Genomic DNA, 18,435 nt, shown 5'->3' with positions numbered 1-18,435 from the left:
GAGTGAAGGTTCGCAGTGGAAAAACAAAGGCGATCCAATCGCCCCAAACATCGGCCCGGACGGATCCGGGTAACATTGACAGGGAGGTTGTGACAATGATCATCAATCACAACATTAGCGCGCTCAGGACGAACAACGTACTGAAGAGTGTAAACAAGGAATTGGACAAGACCATGGAAAAACTTTCCACGGGTCTGCGGATCAATCGCGCCGGTGACGACGCGCTCGGGTTCGCGATGTCCGAAAAGATGCGGACCCAGATCCGCGGTCTTGCTCAAGCGGAGCGTAACGTGATGGACGGAGTTTCCTTCATCCAGGTTACGGAAGGAACGCTCGAGCAAGTGAACAATATCCTCCAAAGACTCAGGGAACTTTCGATCCAAACTTCGAACGGAATCTATTCGAACGAGGATCGCAAATTGGTTCAGCTCGAAGTGGATCAGCTCATCGAGGAAGTGGACAGAATCGGTAAATCCGCCGAGTTCAACCATATCAAACCTCTTTCGGGCGATCATTCCAAACAAGCTAACAAGCCGATTCAGCTCCAAGTCGGTCCGAATCAGAACGAGAAGCTCGATATCTTCATCGATTCCATGAACGCGACCGGTCTTCAGTTGGTTGCCAACGGAAAAAAACAAGCCCTCTCCTCCCCCGCAAGCGCGAACGCGATGATCGGGATTTTGGACACGGCGATTTCCAAGGTGAATCAGCAAAGAGCCGATCTCGGAGCGTATTACAATCGTCTGGAAATCACTTCTCAGGGATTACAATCCAGCTACGTGAATATGGTCGCCGCTGAAAGCCGTGTGAGGGACGCGGACATGGCGGAACAGATCGTGGATTATACCAGAAATCAGATTCTCACAAAGAGCGGTTCCGCGATGCTCGCACAGGCGAACATGAGACCCGATCAAGTGGTGAAATTGTTAAGCGACCGATTCGGCTGATTCTTTTGGAAAAGAATCCTTCGCTTTTGGATCGACGCTTGAGAACGTCGGATTTTCTTGAAACGTAGATTTTTAGGCGAACCTCGGCTGAAAAAGCCGCTTCGAAAAAATTCGAAGCGGCTTTTCGTTTTGCAGCGCGCGCGTTCGATGACTTTTTTTAGTTTGTCGATCGTTTCGGTTTATCATTTTTTGCCCCGTTTTTGCCGAGTGGGCGAAGCGGTAAAAATGAATTCTTCTTTTTGAATATTCCAGAAAGCGAATACGTTGCTCGGAGTCAATTTCCCCTGTTTCCAAAGCAAATATACGGGAAAAGTTCCAGGATAAAACCCTTAGAATCACGATCCAAGTTTTCGTAAATCTATTCGGAAGCCGAATCATGATCCGAATCGCCATTCTCCCCATGACAAGAAGCCGCGGAGGAATCTGACATGGAAGAAGCGGAACCCATCGGACAAGTTCCTGTGACGGAATTCGATAGGAAAAGACAGAATCCATCGGATAAGTTTCCGTGTCGCACATAAAGATGCACACTCGATTCTGCGCGATTACGCTAATCAAGACGAGCCCACACCTTTTGCCGAAAAAACGTCTTGTTTTTAGGGCAACCTCCCACCGAAACGAAAAGAAAAAAAAGCCCGAAGATTCTTTTGAAGAATACTCGGGCTTCAGAGTCGTACGGCGATTTATAACGGGAATTATAAATCCATTTTAGATATCGTCATTTCCGGCGTTTGCTTAACTCTTCCGGCTGAAATTTAAGGTCTTTCAGCCGGAAGAAACGGCGCTTTCAGTTTACTTCAGTAACTGGAGAACCGTTTGCGGTTTCATATTGGCCTGGGCCAGCATCGCGGTCGCAGCCTGAGTCAGGATCTGATAACGCGTGAAGCTAGTCATTTGCTCGGCCATATCGGTATCGCGGATTCTGGATTCGGCCGCTTGGATGTTCTCATAAGCGTTCATGAGACCTTTCGCTGCGTGTTCCAGACGGTTGTAATACGCACCCAAGTCCGCTCTCTGTTTAGAGATGGAACGGAGCGCATCATCGGCCAATCCGATTACCGAGTTCGCCTTGCCGGCAGTAGAAAGAGAGATAAACGTTAAAACGGTCGGGTTTCTAAGTCCCAATGCCGCCGTATTCATCGTTTCAATGTAAACTCTTTCTCTTTGGTGCATGTTTGCACCCATGTGAAACCACATACTCGCAGTTGGATTCAATCTCGCGAAAGCTCCGGTAAGGAGTTTCATTTTGTTGAATTCAGCTTGAGAAGCGATCCGGTCGATCTCGTCCACCAACTGAGAAACTTCCACTTGGATCTGTTGTCTGTCTTCCTCGGTATAAATACCGTTGGCAGCTTGAACAGCAAGAACCCGGATTCTCTGAACGATTTCATGAGTTTCCTGGAGATATCCTTCAGTAGTCTGTATCAGAGACATACCATCTTCAGTGTTCATTTCCGCTCTTCTGAGACCCAGAATCTGAGTTCTCATTTTTTCGGACACTGCAAGACCGGAAGCATCATCGCCTGCGCGGTTGATTCTCATTCCGGAGGACAATTTCTCGATGTCCTTTCCCATGTTTTCGCTATTGAACTTCAATGTTCTGTGCGCGAAAATGGCACTGACGTTATGGTTGATAATCATTCGGTTCCTCCTTGAATCCGATTCCCTTAAAAAGGGGGTAATGATTTTTCAAAGGTCTTCCTTGACCTTTTCAAAGAATCCATCGACGCGTCCGTAAAATCCGATAACGCACTTTTTTTGGAGATTCTATGATAAAAAACCGCTTCCTATCGGATTTCGCTATGTCGCGTTAAGGGATCGTAAGCGCGCGGGAATTTTTTTTGATTCTTTGCTGAAACGAGTTTCTTAGAATGGTACTCGAGCGGAGACATCATGTTAGAAAAGATCTATTTAGCCAATCCTAGAGGATTTTGTGCCGGTGTGAAGTATGCGATTTCTTACGTGGAACAGGTTCAGGCCAACTCCGCGGAACAGATTTACGTCCGTAAAGAAATCGTACACAACCGCCGCGTTGTGGAAGACATGAAAAAACGAGGAATCCGTTTTATCAACGATCTCGACGAAGCCCCGGACGGAGCGACGGTCGTTTTTTCGGCGCACGGTGTGGCTCCTTCCGTCGTCGATTCCGCAAAAAAAAGAGGAATGAAGATCGGAGACGCGACCTGTCCTCTGGTTACACGCGTTCACAGAAAAGCGCGCAAGATCAAAGATACGCACCAAATCATCTACATCGGACACGAGGGACACGACGAAGCGATCGGAACTATGGGAGAAGCGTCCATGTATCTCGTGGAATCCCCCGAAGACGTGATCCGTCTGAAGGATAAGATCGATCCGAACAAACCGCTCACCTATTTGATGCAGACCACCCTTTCCGTTGCGGACACGAAGAACGTCGTGGATCAAATCGCGAAGACGTTTCCTTTTGTCGAACATCCCGCGAAAGACGATATTTGTTATGCGACCACCGAAAGACAGGAAGCCGTTTCTTTGATGATGGACGCGATCGACGCGATGCTCGTGATCGGCGCGGATAACAGTTCCAATTCTCTTCGTCTTTTGCAGCTCGCTCAAAAATCGAAACCGCATTCCTTCAAAGTGACGGGGGCGGACGATCTTTCCAAAGAGTATATTCAAAATAATGAAATTAGAATTTTAGGATTAACCGCCGGCGCTTCCACTCCCCAGGTTTTGGTGGACGAAATCATCTCTAAGTTAAAGGCTTTTTATCCGAACGCGGAAGTGGGACTTTTCCCCGGATCCAGAGAGGATTCTATGAATTTCAAACTTCCCTCCAATCTACTTTCCTAAAAAACGGTCGTCCATTCCGGAGCGTTTATTTCGGAATGTTTCTTCCCGCGAATTTCAACCGTAAAAATTCGTGATTTCTCGCTAATATCAGAAAAAAAGAATATAAAACTTAGAAAACGGACCCATTTTCTAAGTTGAGGCTCGTATTTCATCGAAAAGAGCGGGATTGTTGGAATAATATCAAGAAATTATAAATTTATATTTTAGAATTTTTTACTTCTCGAATATTCAAGAATTTGAATCCGTTTTGGAAAATTATTGATCTTTTGGAAAAATGATGAACCGTATCGGCCCGTGCATCAGGAAACGACCAGCTTAAGTCACTCGCAGGAATTGTATGAGATCCTGGTGAATCAGGTATCCGATTCCATTTTGGTTACCGACGCGGAGTTGGACTTCCCGGGGCCGAAAATCGTCTATGCAAATCCTGCGTTCTGTAAGATGACCGGCTACGAATCTTCCGAACTGATCGGCCAATCACCCCGACTTCTCCAGGGTCCCTTAAGTAATCGAAAGTTTATGGAAAAACTGAAAGTTGCCTTACAAGCGGGAGAAGATTTTTCCGGGGAAGCTGTGAACTACAAAAAAGACGGCGTTCCTTACAATGTGGAATGGAGTATCTCTTCCATTCGAGACGAGAATGGAAAGCCTATCTACTTCGTATCCGTACAGAGGGATATCACGGAAAAGGTAAAAAAAGGGGAAACCGCTACGAAAAGACTTCGGTTGGAAATGGGAATTACCGCCGCGACGCAGATCCTTTTGTCCACGTCCGCGGATCTTAAAACTCTGAAATACGCGATGGAGCAGTTTCTCGTATTCGTAGATTCGGAAAGGTTGTATCTTTATAAAAATTCTAAGGATGAAACGAAAGCGGAATTGTTTTTGGAAGTTACCGACCCTTCCCTTCCTGCGTCCTCCGGAATAATAAATCAAAATTTAGAATATTCAGAAAATTACATGCGTTGGAAAAAAGTTTTTTCTTCCGGAGGTTTTCTACAGGGAACTCCCTCCTCGGATTTCCCCGAAAAGGAAAGGACTTTTTTCGAGACGAGAAACATCCGATCGATCACGCTCATTCCCCTATTCGTGTCGAACGAATGGTTCGGTTTCGCGGGATTCGAAAACTTCAAGACGACCAATGTCGCAAAAGAGGAGATTTTTACGATCAGAACCTTCGTGGATCTGATCAGCGTATTTCTAGAAAGAAAAAACATATTAGAAGAATTGAAATTACACCGAGAGACTCTGGAGGTTTTGGTAAAACAAAGAACCGAAGAGCTGAATCTCCAGAAAGAAAGGGCGGAAACGGCCAATCGGGCCAAATCCGAATTTTTGGCCAATATGAGTCACGAGCTCAGGACCCCCCTGAATTCCATCATAGGTTTTTCGCGTCTGATGCAACTTCCCAAGGACATGGAAAAAGAGAATCGTTATAAGGATCTCATCTTTCATTCGGGAGTTCATTTATTAAACGTAATCAACGATATCCTCGATTTGTCCCGGATCGAAGCCGGTAAGTTGATCCTCAATCGCTCCGGATTCGATCTCAAGGATTTGGTTTTCAGTTCCGTGGAAATGATTTCTGGAGAAGCGATCACCAAAAAGATAGAAATCGGCTTCACGGTCATTCCCGAAGAAGGCGAATACGAAGTGGAAGCGGACGCGAAACGGATCCGTCAGGTTCTGCTCAATCTTCTCGGAAACTCGATCAAATTCACTCCCACCGGCGGAAGAGTAAACACGGTTTTGAAACGTACGGAGCGAGGATACGAAATCGAAGTCATAGATTCGGGAGTAGGAATCCCCGAAGAGGAGATACGGAGAATCTTCGAGACGTTCTATCAGATCAAAGGCGAAAACAGAGGCGAGTTCGAGGGAAGCGGTTTGGGACTCGCAATCGTAAAAAACATCGTGGAAGCGCACGGGGGAACGATAGAAGTGGAAAGTAAACCGGACCAAGGTTCTTGTTTTCGAATCGTTCTTCCCCGCAACTCATCGGCGGTAACACCGATCGATTCGAACGGGAACGATGAAGCGACGAACAATGAAACGAAGGAAAACGATTATCCGATCGAGTTAAGGACTTCTTGTATCATAACCGCCATCCAAGATAGGATATACGATACGGCCATCGAACGTTATTTTACCTATAACTTTCAGAATTATATTTCGATTCGTATCACGGAAGATTTTTCGAAGATTCCTCAAAAAAACCTCGATTCGAATATGATTTTGTTATACGATTCACGTCTTCTGTTGGAAGAGACGGAAATCGTAAAACTTCTGAGAGGATGGCTTCAAAAAGTAAAAAAAAATTGCAGCCTCATTCTCCTGGAAAGCGCGGAAATCCCTCTACCCTTTCGCGAGGAGTTGCTTCCTTTTTTCCCGGACTATACGATTCAAAATCCGTTTTCATTAGACAAATTGAAATCGATCCTGATCGAAATTCAAAAGGAGAGAACCTTTGGAAGCCGAGTTGAAAAAGAAAACGACTACGCATAGAATTCCGAACGAACCGGTTTTAATCGTGGAAGATAAACGCGAAAACAGTATTCTTTTGGAAAGTTTATGCGACGAACTCGGCGTCAAACACGACGTCGCCGCCAACGGAGCCGAAGCGCTTCAGAAGTTGGAAAGTCAATCGTATTCCATTTTTATATTGGATCTGATGATGCCCGTGATGGACGGTGTTACATTTTTGACGCACTTGCGCGAATCGCATCCCAACGCGGTCGTTCTGGTCCAAACCGCGGTGGGCACGTCCGATAAGATCATAGAGATCATGAAACTCGGAGTTTTCGACTATATCATCAAACCGATTTACCCGGATATATTTTTGAAAACCCTACAAAAGGCTTTGAATTATTGTTACCTAAGGAATATGGAGCAAAATCTCGCCGAGATAGAAAGTCAAAAACTGAGAAGCCAATTGGAATGGCTCACCTATAAAGAAACGATCCGCAAATCGGACAACGAATCCTTCGAAAAAACCTCCATCTACAGTCTCAAAACCTCCCTTTCGCAAGGAAGCGGAATCGGAGCCACTACGAGCCTTTTGGATATGGTTGACTCCATCAAAATTCCGGAAGGCGGTTTCTATAAGATCGATAAGGAGGTTATGGACCTTCTTCTTACGAACAACCGGATCACAAAAAATATGCTCTTGGGTTTGGAAAAACTCCTCAATCTCATCGACGAGGATCTAAATCCGAAATTGATTTCCACGAGCGACGTTCTTTCTAAAATCAAGGAGTTGCCGGATTTATTGAACGATTTTCTCTCGTCGAAGGGTTTGACCGTGAATCTGCCAGTTTTCAAAAGAGAATATAAGATAAACGTAAATTTGAACGTATTATATCTCGCTTTCGAGGAATTGTTTCTCAACGCGTATAAGTATTCCTCCCAAAATTCTCCGATCGAAATTTTTACGAACATTAACCAGGGATATTTTTGTATAACCTTCAAAAACCGCGTGGATGCAAGGCCGTACGGAGGAATTCCCGAAAAGTTCGAACAACTCGTGATACAACCTTTTTTTCGGATCTATCCGCCCGTGGAAAACGTAAGTCATCTCGAAAAATTCGGATTGGGACTCGGTTTAACCGCCGTAGATCACATCGTACGAAAACACGGCGGATTGTTTTTTATTCACAACGCGAACGATCACACTTCCCAGGACGTAAGTCTTTGTGTACTCGCGGAAATTTTTTTACCATTGGTTCAATAAGGAGATAGGAATGAAACGGATTCTCATCGTGGACGATTCCGCGGTTTTTCGAAAGATACTCAACCTTCATCTGAGCAATTTCGAATTCCAGATTCTGGAGGCCGTGGATGGAAAGGACGGTCTTGATAAATTACAAAATGATAAAGTGGATATCATCGTCAGCGACATGAATATGCCGAATATGGACGGAATCACTTTTGTCAAAGAGATCAAAAAAGATCCGAAAAATAAATTCGTTCCGATTATCATGCTTACCACGGAATCGCAGGAGGACGTAAAAAGCGAAGGATTGGCCGCGGGAGCAAGGGCTTGGCTGACGAAACCGTTTTCACCGGAAGAACTGGTGCAAACGATTCAAAAACTTTTACCGTAAACGGACGAAATTCAATGTCATTCGAATGGAACACGGAACGAATCCAAAACGACAACGTTTTGAAACTCTGGATCGGTGGAGAAGTTACCATATATTACGCTTCGGAATTTAAGGAAAAGCTGGATTCCATTCTCAAGGAATCCTGGAAGTCGATAGAACTCGACCTCTCCAAAATTTCCAAGATGGATACGTCCGGTTTGCAAATTTTATTGGCTTTAAAAAAGGAAGCCAAGTCGAAGAACTCAACGGTTCGTTTCGTCAATCACAGCCACGCCGTTTTAAAATTAATCGATTTATACGGACTTACTGGATTTTTACGGGATAAGATCAAACTTCAAAAAGAGGACCTTAAGGAGTTCTCGTTTTTATACGGAACAGGAAAGAATTGATATGGATTTATCGGAAGTCAGGGATACGTTCATTTCGGAATCGGAGGAGCTTCTGTCTTCGATGGAATCCTCTCTTCTCGTTTTGGAAAAGGACCCCAAAAGTTCGAATGAAATCCACTCGGTGTTTCGAGCCGTTCATACGATCAAAGGAACGTCCGGAATGTTCGGTTACGAGCAGATTGAAACGTTCACGCACGACGTGGAAACCCTTTTGGATCGGGTCCGTTCGGGAAAACAATCCCTGAGTAAGGAAGCGATCGAATTCCTATTCTTGGCCTGCGATCATATCCGAAAGTTGGTGACGTTGGTCGGTGAAACGTTGGTTCTAGACGATAGAACTTCTAAACGTCAGGCAGAGTTGCTTCTTATCGCCAAAAAGTTGTTAGGCGAATTCTCTTCGGATTCTTCCGCAAAAGACATGTCCCTTTCGACAGAATTTCCGGCCCCTTCGGACGAAGATCGATCAACCTCTAAATTCTGGCAAATTACTCTGATTCCAAACGATAAACTATTCGAATCGGGGTTAGATCCGTTCACTTTTTTGAAATACCTTTCCGGTTCCGGAAAAATAAAACACCTCTACGTCTATCCTGAATCCATTCCCGCGTGGAAGGAGATGAATCCGGAGCATTGTTACCTGGGTTTCGAGATATCCTACGAGTCCGGATCGAACGGAGACGAAATCGATTCCACTCTGGAATTTCTAAAGGAAGGAAGTTATATAAGAATACTTCCCCCGCACAGCCCGTTGCGTTTTTTTTCCGAAAACGCGGAAAGTTTCCCTTTGGGGAAGGAAGCGTACGTAAACGCATTAGAAATTCAAAATGTTCTTAAATACGAAGAGTTTTCCATTTTGAAGGAAGGAAAACGAGATCCGAGCCCCCGTCAATTGGAAAAAGGATTTTCGGACGTTTCCTCTGGAACTTCCAAAGAATCGGAAACCCTCAAACTTCAAACGAAAACGTTGCGAGTGGATTCGGCCAAAATCGACGCTTTGATATCCTTGGTGGGAGAATTGATCACACAAGAGGCGAATCTAAGCAGGAATATTATAGAAACAGAAAATACTCATCTTATCGAATCCTCCGAATCGTTGTATCGTCTCGTTAGCGAGATTCGGGAATACGCGCTCAGTCTGCGTATGGTTCCGATCGCGGATCTTTTTGATAAATACAAACGGGTCGTTCGAGATCTTTCCAAAGAACTGAACAAACAAGTGGAGTTGGAAATCTTCGGAGGAGAAACTGAATTGGATCGTTCCGTCATCGAAAAGATCGCCGATCCGATCGTTCACATCCTGCGAAACGCGTTGGATCACGGAATCGAAACTTCGGAAGTGAGAACGTTAAAAGGAAAACCTGCGATCGGTAAACTACAAATTTCCGCGAGTCACGGAACGGGAAGTATTCTGATTGAAATCAAGGACGACGGAGGCGGGCTGAACGCGGACAAAATCCGCGCAAAGGCTATCGAAAAAGGTCTGATCGCCCGAGACCAGATTTTAAGCGAATCGGAAATTTATTCCCTGATCTTCCAACCCGGTTTTTCCACGGCCGAACAAGTAACTAATCTTTCGGGTCGCGGCGTCGGAATGGACGTAGTGCTCAGAAATATCGAATCCCTTCGCGGTACCGTTCAAATTCAATCCTGGAAGGATATCGGCAGTTCGTTTCTGATCCGTTTACCTTTGACGTTGGCCATTATCGACGGTTTCCTCGTGAGGGCTGGATCGTCCCATTTTATCGTTCCTATGCAGCTCGTTCGGGAGACCGTCGAGGCGAAGGTCATTTTGAACGGGATGGCAGCCGGTACGATGAACCTGCGCGGTGAATTGTTGCCGGTACTACACCTATCCTCCCTTCTTTGTTTGGAGAAAAATGAATACGAAAAAGAGAATATAGTAATTCTTGAATACGAAGAAAAATCTTTCGGAATCATAGTGAACGACCTGCAAGGGGAAGTCCAGTCCGTTATCAGACCTATGGGCTCCATATTCAGAAATCTTAAATGTTTTAGCGGAACGTCCATCCTCGGGAGCGGAGAAATCGCGTTCATACTGGACGTTCCGGGTTTATATAATTTCGTTAGGGATAGGGAAACCGGAATCAGGGAGACAGTATCGGGATTGAATTAATATATAAGAATATTCTGTAAAAATAAATTGACTCTATGTCGAGTACTCTTATAATTCCTCGGGTTCGTTTTTATTTATAAGTCTGGAGAGAAGCGATGTTCAGAAAAAACTTAGGGGTTTTTATTGGGTTGGTCCTGTTTGTCAACGGGCTTTCATTTTTATTCCTTTCCGATGTGAAAACCGGAGCGAAGACGGTGGTTTACGAAGGATTACGATATTTCTCCTCGTTACAAACTTCTCTTTCAAAAGCGGAGGAGGATCTGATGCAGATACAAATAGATCTTTCTTCGGGAAAAGGAAAAGACGAGTTGCGCTCGGATCTGCAAGAAACGATCGATTCGCTTAAGAAATTGAAAAAAGCCGTTTCGGAATCCGGGAGTTTCCAAAAACCGGAAACCGCAAAGTTCGAAAAAAAAATAACGATCCTCTTTTCTTCCGCACAGGAGTTGGAGGAAAAGATCGGCGAAAGCAAGGACTTAGACCGAGATCGTACCGCTTTGATGCGCTCCTCTTTTTTTTCCGATGTGTCCGAATTTAAGGAAGCGAGAAACGAACTTTTAAAATCGATTTTGACCGAGAGTGAAAACGTTTCGATCGATTCCGCGAGCGGATCCGGCTTTTATCTCCGTCTCGGGGTTTACTCTGGAATTTCCCTACTTTTACTCGTATTCTTATTTTGGTCCCAATTTTCAGGCGCAAAATCGATCCAAAAACTGGAACAAGAATCGCTTCGGATGCGCACTGCCGTCGATAACGTCGCTACGAATATCATGATGGCTGACCGAAATTTAAACGTCGTTTATATGAATAAGGCGATCCGAGAGATGTTCTCTAAGGCGGAAGCGGATATCAAAAAACAATTCGCGAATTTCAACGTCGGCGGACTTCTCGGAATGAATATCGATTCGTTTCATAAAAATCCTTCGCATCAAAGAAATCTTTTAGCTCAACTTACAGACACGTTTCGATCCTCGATCTCCATCGGAGGACGCGATTTCGATTTGATAGCCAATCCGATCACCGATAGTCGCGGAAATAAATTGGGTACGGTCGTGGAATGGTCGGATGTGACCGAACAAAATAAGAACGCAGAACAAAGAAGAATCGAAAACGAAGAGCTAACACGAGTTAAATTTGCGTTGGATAACGTTTCCACCAACATCATGATGGCGGACCGGAATCTAAACATAGTTTATATGAACAAAGCGATTCGTACCATGTTTTCAAAAGCGGAAACGGACATTCAAAAGCAGTTGGGGAATTTTAAGCTGAACGGTCTCATGGGAACGAATATAGATTCGTTTCATAAAAACCCCGCACATCAGAGAAGCCTTTTGGAAAAACTCGAGGATACTTTCCGTTCTTCGATTTCCATCGGAGGCAGGAGCTTTGATCTGATCGCCAATCCGATCATCGACGGGGAAGGAAAACGTCTCGGTTCGGTCGTGGAATGGTCCGATGTTACGGAGCAGAATCGGATGGCGGAAGAACGTCGGATCGAAAACGAGGAACTGATCCGCGTTAAAGTCGCGTTGGACAGCACTTCAACCAACGTAATGATCGCCGATAACGAATTCAATATTCGTTATATGAACAAAGCCGTGATCGCAATGTTTAAGAACGGGGAATCGGATATAAAGAAACAGTTCAGCCACTTCGACTTGAAAGCCCTGGTAGGATCGAGTATCGACTCCTTTCATAAAAATCCTACGCATCAACGAGGATTACTGGGCACGTTTACGGGTTCCCACCGGGCCTCGATCAATATCGGGGGCAGAAGTTTTAACCTCATCGCCAATCCGATTCTTGATTCGGAAGGAAAACGTCTCGGTTCGGTCGTGGAATGGTCCGACGTGACTACGGAATTATCCGTTCAAGAGGAAGTCGAAGGGATCGTGAATTCGGCGGCTAACGGTGATTTTACGAAAAGAATCGTCATCGAATCCAAAACCGGTTTTTTTCTGAATCTTAGTCAATCGATCAATCAACTTCTGGAAGTGAGCAATCGCGGACTCAACGAAGTCGTGGACGCGTTGGAAAGAATTTCCGTGGGAAATCTGACTCAAAAAATTACCAATGAATACCGTGGAACCTTCGGTAAATTGAAGGAATATTCGAATAATACCGTAGATAAGTTGAACGAGATCATAGGAGACATCATCGTTCGTTCCTCGAGTCTGGTGACTTCTGCAAGCGAGGTTTCATCCACGGCGAATTCGCTCAGCCAAGGCGCGTCCGAACAGGCGGCCAGCGTCGAAGAAACCACCTCTTCCCTCGAGGAGATGACGGCATCGATAGATCAAAACGCGCAAAATTCCCGGCAAACGGAGCAGATATCTTCCAAGTCCTCAAAGGATGCCGAGGAAGGCGGTGCGTCCGTAATCGAAACCGTGAAAGCGATGAAACAGATCGCGGAAAAGATCAGTATCATCGAGGATATAGCGTATCAAACCAACTTACTCGCGTTAAACGCTGCTATCGAGGCAGCTCGTGCCGGAGACCACGGGAAAGGATTTGCGGTGGTCGCTTCCGAAGTCCGAAAACTTGCGGAAAGAAGTCAAAAGTCGGCGAACGAAATCAGTAGTTTGGCGAGTAGTAGCGTCGCCATCGCCGAAAAAGCGGGCGATCTCATTTCACAAATCGTTCCTTCGATCCGGAAGACGGCGGATTTAGTTCAGGAAATCACCGCGGCAAGCGACGAACAAGCGGCGGGCGTTTCGGAAATCAATAAGGCTATGGGACAACTGGATCAGGTGTCGCAACAGAACGCCTCGGCTTCGGAGGAATTGGCCGCGATATCGGAGGAAATGAATTCTCAAGCCGAACAACTTCGGGAATCGGTTTTGTTTTTCAAAATTTCGGAAGGCGATCCGCGTTATTCGGCTAACGGCGGTGCTCCCGTTCGCGATTCGTTCCGCTCCGCCGTTGCGAACAAACCGTCCGCACCTCCTTCGAAAAGGGAAAGTGTTCCTAAAAAACGTCCGGATTCCGCCGGAATGTCGCCCGTGGACAAGTTCGAAAAATACTGATCGGGTACCAGCGTTATGAGCTCCTTGGAAGACAACCAATTCTTAACCTTTTATCTGGGCGAAGAATGTTACGGAATCGGAATATTACACATTAAAGAAATAATAGAATACTCCGGGCTTACGAACGTTCCTTTGATGCCCGAATTCATACCCGGGGTAATCAATCTTCGGGGGAACGTGGTTCCCGTTGTCGATTTAAAACATAAATTCTTTAAACAGAAATTGGAACCCGACCGAAAAACGTGTGTGATCATTGTGGAAATACATTCCTCGCAATCCGGAAGCGGAAAGGAGAAAACCGATCTAGGAATCCTAGTGGAATCCGTGAACGAGGTCATTTCCATTTCCGTCGAAAATATTGAGCCGGCTCCCACGTTCGGATCGCGGATTAAGGTGGATTTTATTCACGGTATGGCTCGTCAAGAAACGGGCTTCATCATCATTCTTAACACCGATAAGATCCTGAATCTGGACGAACTGACTTCTCTTGAGGAAACACAAACCTCCGAAGAGATACTTCAGGAGAAATGATGGAGCCGGATTTGGTCCGGGATTTATTTTTACAACCCGGGGCATTTTATTGGGGGCAAAGGAATTTGAGAATTCGTACGCTTCTCGGATCTTGTGTTGCGGTGTGTTTCTGGAATCCGGTGAGTTTGCACGGAGGAATGGCGCACGTGATGCTTCCCAATCGTCCCGCCGGTGAAGAGAACAAAGAGTTGCTTGCTAAATACGCGGACGACGCAGTTCAACTTTTTTTCGATCAGATTCTGGAAACCGGAGGAAGGATTACCCAATATCAAATCAAACTGTTCGGAGGAGCCTCGATGTTTTCCACGGAAGAAGAAAAACTTCTGGAGATAAAGTCGGTTCGGGACATAGGAACCAAGAATATCCGCTCGGTCAAAGAAATCCTGGAAAAAAATAGACTCGGTGTTTCTTCCGAAGACCTCGGAGGTTTTTCTCATCGAAGAGTTTTTTTCTCCTTGTGGGACGGTGAAATTTATATCGAAAGACCCGGAGGCGCCGTATGATCCGGGTTTTTATCGTGGACGATTCCGCGGTCGTGCGACAAGCGTTGACGCAGATCTTAAACGAGGATCCGGAAATAGACATTTTCGGGTTTGCGTCCGATCCGATCTTTGCGGCCGAAAAACTTGCCTCGGACTGGCCGGACGTTTTTATCTTGGACGTCGAAATGCCTCGTATGGACGGAATTTCCTTTTTAAAGAAAATCATGTCCGAGCGCCCCACTCCCGTAATCATCTGTTCTTCTCTCGCGGAAAAGGATTCGGAAACCGCCTTGTTGGCGATGAAACTGGGTGCCGTCGAAATCATCGAAAAACCGAAGTTAGGCGTAAAAGGATTTTTGGAGGAATCCAAAATCCTCTTTACGGACGCAATCAAAGCGGCCGCGAAATCCAGATTCAAATCTTATTCCTCCGAGCGCAAAAAGATCTCCCACTCCGTTGTCGATAGGAATCAGATCAAACCGGATTTTTCCAAAATCAGTACGACCGACAAGTTGATCGCAATCGGAACATCCACCGGTGGAACGCAGGCTTTGGAATATATCCTAACGCAGTTGGACGTTCATTGTCCGGGAATCGTGATCGTTCAACATATGCCGGAAAAATTTACGGAAGCGTTCGCCAATCGTCTCAACGATATTTGCGAAATTCAGGTGAAAGAGGCTAAAAACGGAGATCGAATTCAAGTCGGTTCCGCGTATATCGCTCCCGGTAACAAACACATGGAAATTTATCTAAGCGGGGCGCAATTCCACATACGCGTGTTAGACGGTCCTCTCGTGAACCGACACAGACCCTCCGTTGACGTATTATTCCAATCCGTCGCGCAAGTGGCCGGCAAAAATTCGAAAGGAATCATCATGACAGGAATGGGAAGCGACGGAGCGAACGGACTTTTAAAGATGAGACAAACGGGAGCGACTACGATCGCACAGGACGAATCGAGTTGTGTGGTTTTCGGAATGCCCAAGGAAGCAATCCTTCGGGGAGCGGTGGACACGATTCTTCCGCTTTCTAAAATCGTGGACGAGGTTCAAAATTTTTGAACTCTTTTCCGTCCGTTTCGTTTTAGACCGGAAAACGTACCGTTCGTTTCGTACCGTTCCTGAAGTGTAGCCGAAGGATTCGAATTTAGAACAAACGGATTCTCCGATCCGAAACAGGACCGAAGAATCCCCATGCATCGTCTGGATATGTCGTCTAACGTCTGACCGCCTCTTATCAGAGGAGGGAGAGCGTGATTTTCTTTCTGCGTTCCGCGATTTCGGCTTCGGTTTCGATATGGATCACTTCGTCAGGAACGATCTTAAAGATCGTCTGGCCTTTGGAGATGATTTTTCCGTCGCTGTCGCTTAACAAAATCTCTTTTACCGTTCCGCTGAACGGTGCGGAGATTTTGTTGAACATTTTCATCACTTCCACGATAAACAGAGGCTGTCCCGCTTTGAAATGATCGCCTACCCCAACCATAGGAGGAAGATCGGGTGCCTCTTTGGAATAGAACATTCCTCCCATAGGAGCCACGATTTCGTCGGAACTCGCTTTCGGAGGCGGAGCCAAAAACTTAATGAACGCGTCCCTTGTGTCCGTTTTTTTGAATTCCTCAGGAATGACCGCTTCCAGTTTTTCGTCCACATCCAGTTTATAGAACCCGGAATTTAAACCGGCCACGGGAAGAAGTTTCAACAACGACAGACCGAGTTGAAATCCATTGTGTGATTTTTGTACGGAAGGTAGAAGTTTTGCGTCCACGCCTTGGATCGATTTCCCGGAATCCAGGGCCGTTACGAGTTCTATGGAATCCTCGGATATGCCGGTGAGTTTGGAAAGTTCCTGATAAAACGACAACGCGTTTTGCAGAATCTCGTCGTCGTGATCCCAAATTTGTTCCGAAGGTGATTGGGAAGGATTCGCTTCCATATTCAGGTAATGATAGAGATCGAAAAGGATATGTACGGGGTTTCTCAACCATTCCACCTTAGCACCGGACAGTTTCCAAGAACGCCCGAGGTGATACCCTAAAAATCCTGCGAGTAAGTGCGCGTCCTTGATCAAGTCGCCGATCGGTCTCGTAATCAACGTAAGTTTACGATTCAGAACCTTTTTCGCGTCTGCGGAATTCAGTTCGGAAATTACTTTTTTCCAAGCGATTTCCAGATCCAGGTCCTTGACCAATTTCTCCAAGGCGCCGACGGCGGCGAGATACGAAATCATAAAGGAAGTAGAAGGTTTGAACATCGCGTCCTTACCCAAAATCCAATTTATCAAACCGTAATGTACGAGAAGATTGGTCTGCAGGTCGTTGCCTCTCAGTTCCGTTTTACGGAGTATGTTTCCGAGACGTTTTAAGTTATCCTCCCGGTTTTCTCCGTGTGTGATCAAAAGGGCGATATTGGAATCGTACGCTCCAGCTACTTTATAATGAACGAATAAACCGGTGTCCGGATTGCGTATGCTGATCCCCTGGTCGTCTCGAATTTCGTCCGAAAGAGGTTTGGACCAGTTCATGATTACGCCGCCCGCGTGCGGTTGAATCGCCTTGTTCGTCGCATTGATGCGTACTTCTGAACCGGATGGATAACGCAGAATCCGTTCCGGTTTCGAAAGCCTTTTTCCGTGAAGGGAAAGTAAGGCCATCGCCTCGATAAGACTGTCCACGATAAAAAATTCGTTCGCGTTTTCCGGATTTTTGAACTTCAAAGAATATACGATTTCCGTAACCCTATGTTCCACTTGGATCCGAGTGTTCACTTCCATAAAGAAATGGTTGGTTCCTTCCACGATCGATTCGAAAGTAGAGACGCTGTTGAGTTTTACCGCGGCTCCGAAACGTTCGGATTGTTCCTCCATCTCGCGAAGAACCTTTAGGTCTCCTTTGAGAACTTCGGCTTTTTTGGGATCCTTAGCCGAACAGACCGCGATTTCCTTCTCTAAAAGTTCCTGGGTCAGAGAAATTTCGAGCAGTTTCTGTTCGTGCATCTGGACGGAACAATCCCTTCCACCCAATGCAAGACACCATTCTCCGTTACCGATCAATTGAATTTCGTTGTGTCTCGTATTTTCAATGTTCAACTCGATCAGAAAGTTTTTGTTCGTCCCGGGAGCGGTTACTTTTGATTCGGAAAGAATTTCTTGAACGGCGCCTTTGACTTCTTCCGGCTTGGAGACGACTCGTTGTCCTTTTCCTCCGCCCCCGCCTATGTATTTAAAGCGGATCCGGTTTTTCGGATATTTTTCCCAGATCTTTTTCGATTCCTTCTCGGCTTCGTTTTGTAGATCGGCAATCGAAACCAATTCGATAATTTTAGAATATCCTAATTCTAACAGGTTCTCCGCGTTCGCTTCCGGAGACAGGGAAGAATCGAACGTAAAGTCGATCCCTTTTTCCTTCGCGAATTTTTCCAACGCCTTTGCGTCCGGAGCCTTTGCGAGCAACGCCAACGAGGAGATATTGTCCACACCCGGAGTTACGGAAACGTCCAGCTTACGGGCTATCTTTTTGGCCGCGTCTTTCGAACCGGCTTGATTGGCCACATACGACGCGGGTCCCATAAAAACGATTCCGCTTTTTTCGATCGCTTCGATGAATTCGGAATCCTCCGCCATAAAACCGTAACCCGCGAAGATATGAGTGTATTGGTTATCTTTGGCGATGGAGATGATCTGTTGAATCCGTTCCACCTTCTCTTCTGTGCCCGCGCCCATATAATCGGGAACGCGGTGGATATTGTGCGGAAAACGGAAACCACGAAGCTCCGGCGCAAGTGCCATCGGATAAACCACGGAATCCTTTTCGGAAAGTAGAATTCCGTATTCGCGGATTCCGATCGAGTCGAAGATATCCATAGCTTCTTTTCGAACTGGACCGCGGCAAACGATCAAACATTTGATCGATTCCAGGGAAAAGGAACGAATCCAAGGAGAGTTGGATTGGTGAAATTGAATGCGATTGTTTTGAAAGTCGATCATG

At 45.8% G+C, this 18,435-nt stretch carries 13 protein-coding genes; 11 read left to right on the top strand and 2 right to left on the bottom strand.

What is annotated here, in order from left to right:
• Positions 1-95: 95 nt before the first annotated feature.
• Positions 96-947: a flagellin N-terminal helical domain-containing protein gene (locus tag EHQ17_RS07450; RefSeq protein WP_135594124.1), complete on the top strand. Its 852-nt coding sequence runs from the start codon at positions 96-98 to the stop codon at positions 945-947.
• A 792-nt stretch (positions 948-1,739) separates the two neighbouring features.
• On the opposite strand, the gene EHQ17_RS07440 is transcribed toward EHQ17_RS07450, so the two are convergent.
• On the bottom strand, positions 1,740-2,588 hold the full coding sequence (locus tag EHQ17_RS07440) for a flagellin N-terminal helical domain-containing protein (RefSeq protein ID WP_118956865.1): 849 nt from the start codon (positions 2,586-2,588) through the stop codon (positions 1,740-1,742).
• Between the two features lie 252 nt (positions 2,589-2,840).
• On the opposite strand from EHQ17_RS07440, the gene ispH reads away from it, so the two are divergent.
• The 10 genes from ispH (at position 2,841) to EHQ17_RS07390 (ending at position 15,511) form a co-directional block, all read left to right on the top strand.
• Positions 2,841-3,779: a 4-hydroxy-3-methylbut-2-enyl diphosphate reductase gene (gene ispH, locus EHQ17_RS07435; RefSeq protein ID WP_135594120.1), complete on the top strand. Its 939-nt coding sequence runs from the start codon at positions 2,841-2,843 to the stop codon at positions 3,777-3,779.
• Between the two features lie 294 nt (positions 3,780-4,073).
• Entirely contained in the window at positions 4,074-6,284 is a 2,211-nt protein-coding gene (locus EHQ17_RS07430; protein WP_135590208.1) for a PAS domain-containing sensor histidine kinase, read from the top strand.
• Complete coding sequence (locus EHQ17_RS07425) at positions 6,247-7,509, top strand: hybrid sensor histidine kinase/response regulator (protein ID WP_135590176.1); 1,263 nt, start codon at positions 6,247-6,249, stop codon at positions 7,507-7,509. The genes EHQ17_RS07430 and EHQ17_RS07425 overlap by 38 nt, the downstream gene beginning before the upstream one ends.
• Positions 7,510-7,519: 10 nt before the next feature.
• Positions 7,520-7,882, top strand: coding sequence for a response regulator (locus EHQ17_RS07420; protein WP_135590177.1), 363 nt, complete (start codon positions 7,520-7,522; stop codon positions 7,880-7,882).
• A gap of 14 nt (positions 7,883-7,896) precedes the next feature.
• Positions 7,897-8,271 (top strand): STAS domain-containing protein, encoded by a 375-nt coding sequence (locus EHQ17_RS07415; protein ID WP_135590178.1) that lies wholly within the window; start codon positions 7,897-7,899, stop codon positions 8,269-8,271.
• 1 nt (position 8,272) lies between these two features.
• On the top strand, positions 8,273-10,405 hold the full coding sequence (locus EHQ17_RS07410; RefSeq protein WP_135590179.1) for a chemotaxis protein CheA: 2,133 nt from the start codon (positions 8,273-8,275) through the stop codon (positions 10,403-10,405).
• 95 nt (positions 10,406-10,500) lie between these two features.
• On the top strand, positions 10,501-13,434 hold the full coding sequence (locus EHQ17_RS07405; RefSeq protein ID WP_135590180.1) for a methyl-accepting chemotaxis protein: 2,934 nt from the start codon (positions 10,501-10,503) through the stop codon (positions 13,432-13,434).
• A gap of 15 nt (positions 13,435-13,449) precedes the next feature.
• Positions 13,450-13,965: a chemotaxis protein CheW gene (locus EHQ17_RS07400; protein WP_135590181.1), complete on the top strand. Its 516-nt coding sequence runs from the start codon at positions 13,450-13,452 to the stop codon at positions 13,963-13,965.
• Positions 13,962-14,468, top strand: a complete 507-nt coding sequence (locus EHQ17_RS07395; RefSeq protein ID WP_135590182.1) for a chemotaxis protein CheD — start codon at positions 13,962-13,964, stop codon at positions 14,466-14,468. The genes EHQ17_RS07400 and EHQ17_RS07395 overlap by 4 nt, the downstream gene beginning before the upstream one ends.
• Entirely contained in the window at positions 14,465-15,511 is a 1,047-nt protein-coding gene (locus tag EHQ17_RS07390; RefSeq protein WP_135590183.1) for a protein-glutamate methylesterase/protein-glutamine glutaminase, read from the top strand. The genes EHQ17_RS07395 and EHQ17_RS07390 overlap by 4 nt, the downstream gene beginning before the upstream one ends.
• A 175-nt stretch (positions 15,512-15,686) precedes the next feature.
• Here EHQ17_RS07390 and EHQ17_RS07385 read toward each other — a convergent pair whose 3' ends face one another.
• Positions 15,687-18,434: an ATP-binding protein gene (locus tag EHQ17_RS07385; RefSeq protein WP_135590184.1), complete on the bottom strand. Its 2,748-nt coding sequence runs from the start codon at positions 18,432-18,434 to the stop codon at positions 15,687-15,689.
• Position 18,435: the final 1 nt, after the last annotated feature.

Origin of the sequence: Leptospira gomenensis (assembly GCF_004770155.1) — a bacterium.
Taxonomy (GTDB): Bacteria; Spirochaetota; Leptospiria; order Leptospirales; family Leptospiraceae; genus Leptospira; species Leptospira gomenensis.
The sequence above is the reverse complement of the archived record's forward strand: the minus strand, read 5'-3'. Positions and strand labels throughout refer to the sequence as shown.

Coding starts and splice junctions, on each gene's coding strand:
- EHQ17_RS07450 (WP_135594124.1), top strand. CDS start 96: ATGATCATCAATCACAACATTAGCGCGCTCAGGACGAACAACGTACTG.
- EHQ17_RS07440 (WP_118956865.1), bottom strand. CDS start 2,588: ATGATTATCAACCATAACGTCAGTGCCATTTTCGCGCACAGAACATTG.
- ispH (WP_135594120.1), top strand. CDS start 2,841: ATGTTAGAAAAGATCTATTTAGCCAATCCTAGAGGATTTTGTGCCGGT.
- EHQ17_RS07420 (WP_135590177.1), top strand. CDS start 7,520: ATGAAACGGATTCTCATCGTGGACGATTCCGCGGTTTTTCGAAAGATA.
- EHQ17_RS07415 (WP_135590178.1), top strand. CDS start 7,897: ATGTCATTCGAATGGAACACGGAACGAATCCAAAACGACAACGTTTTG.
- EHQ17_RS07410 (WP_135590179.1), top strand. CDS start 8,273: ATGGATTTATCGGAAGTCAGGGATACGTTCATTTCGGAATCGGAGGAG.
- EHQ17_RS07405 (WP_135590180.1), top strand. CDS start 10,501: ATGTTCAGAAAAAACTTAGGGGTTTTTATTGGGTTGGTCCTGTTTGTC.
- EHQ17_RS07400 (WP_135590181.1), top strand. CDS start 13,450: ATGAGCTCCTTGGAAGACAACCAATTCTTAACCTTTTATCTGGGCGAA.
- EHQ17_RS07395 (WP_135590182.1), top strand. CDS start 13,962: ATGATGGAGCCGGATTTGGTCCGGGATTTATTTTTACAACCCGGGGCA.
- EHQ17_RS07390 (WP_135590183.1), top strand. CDS start 14,465: ATGATCCGGGTTTTTATCGTGGACGATTCCGCGGTCGTGCGACAAGCG.
- EHQ17_RS07385 (WP_135590184.1), bottom strand. CDS start 18,434: ATGATCGACTTTCAAAACAATCGCATTCAATTTCACCAATCCAACTCT.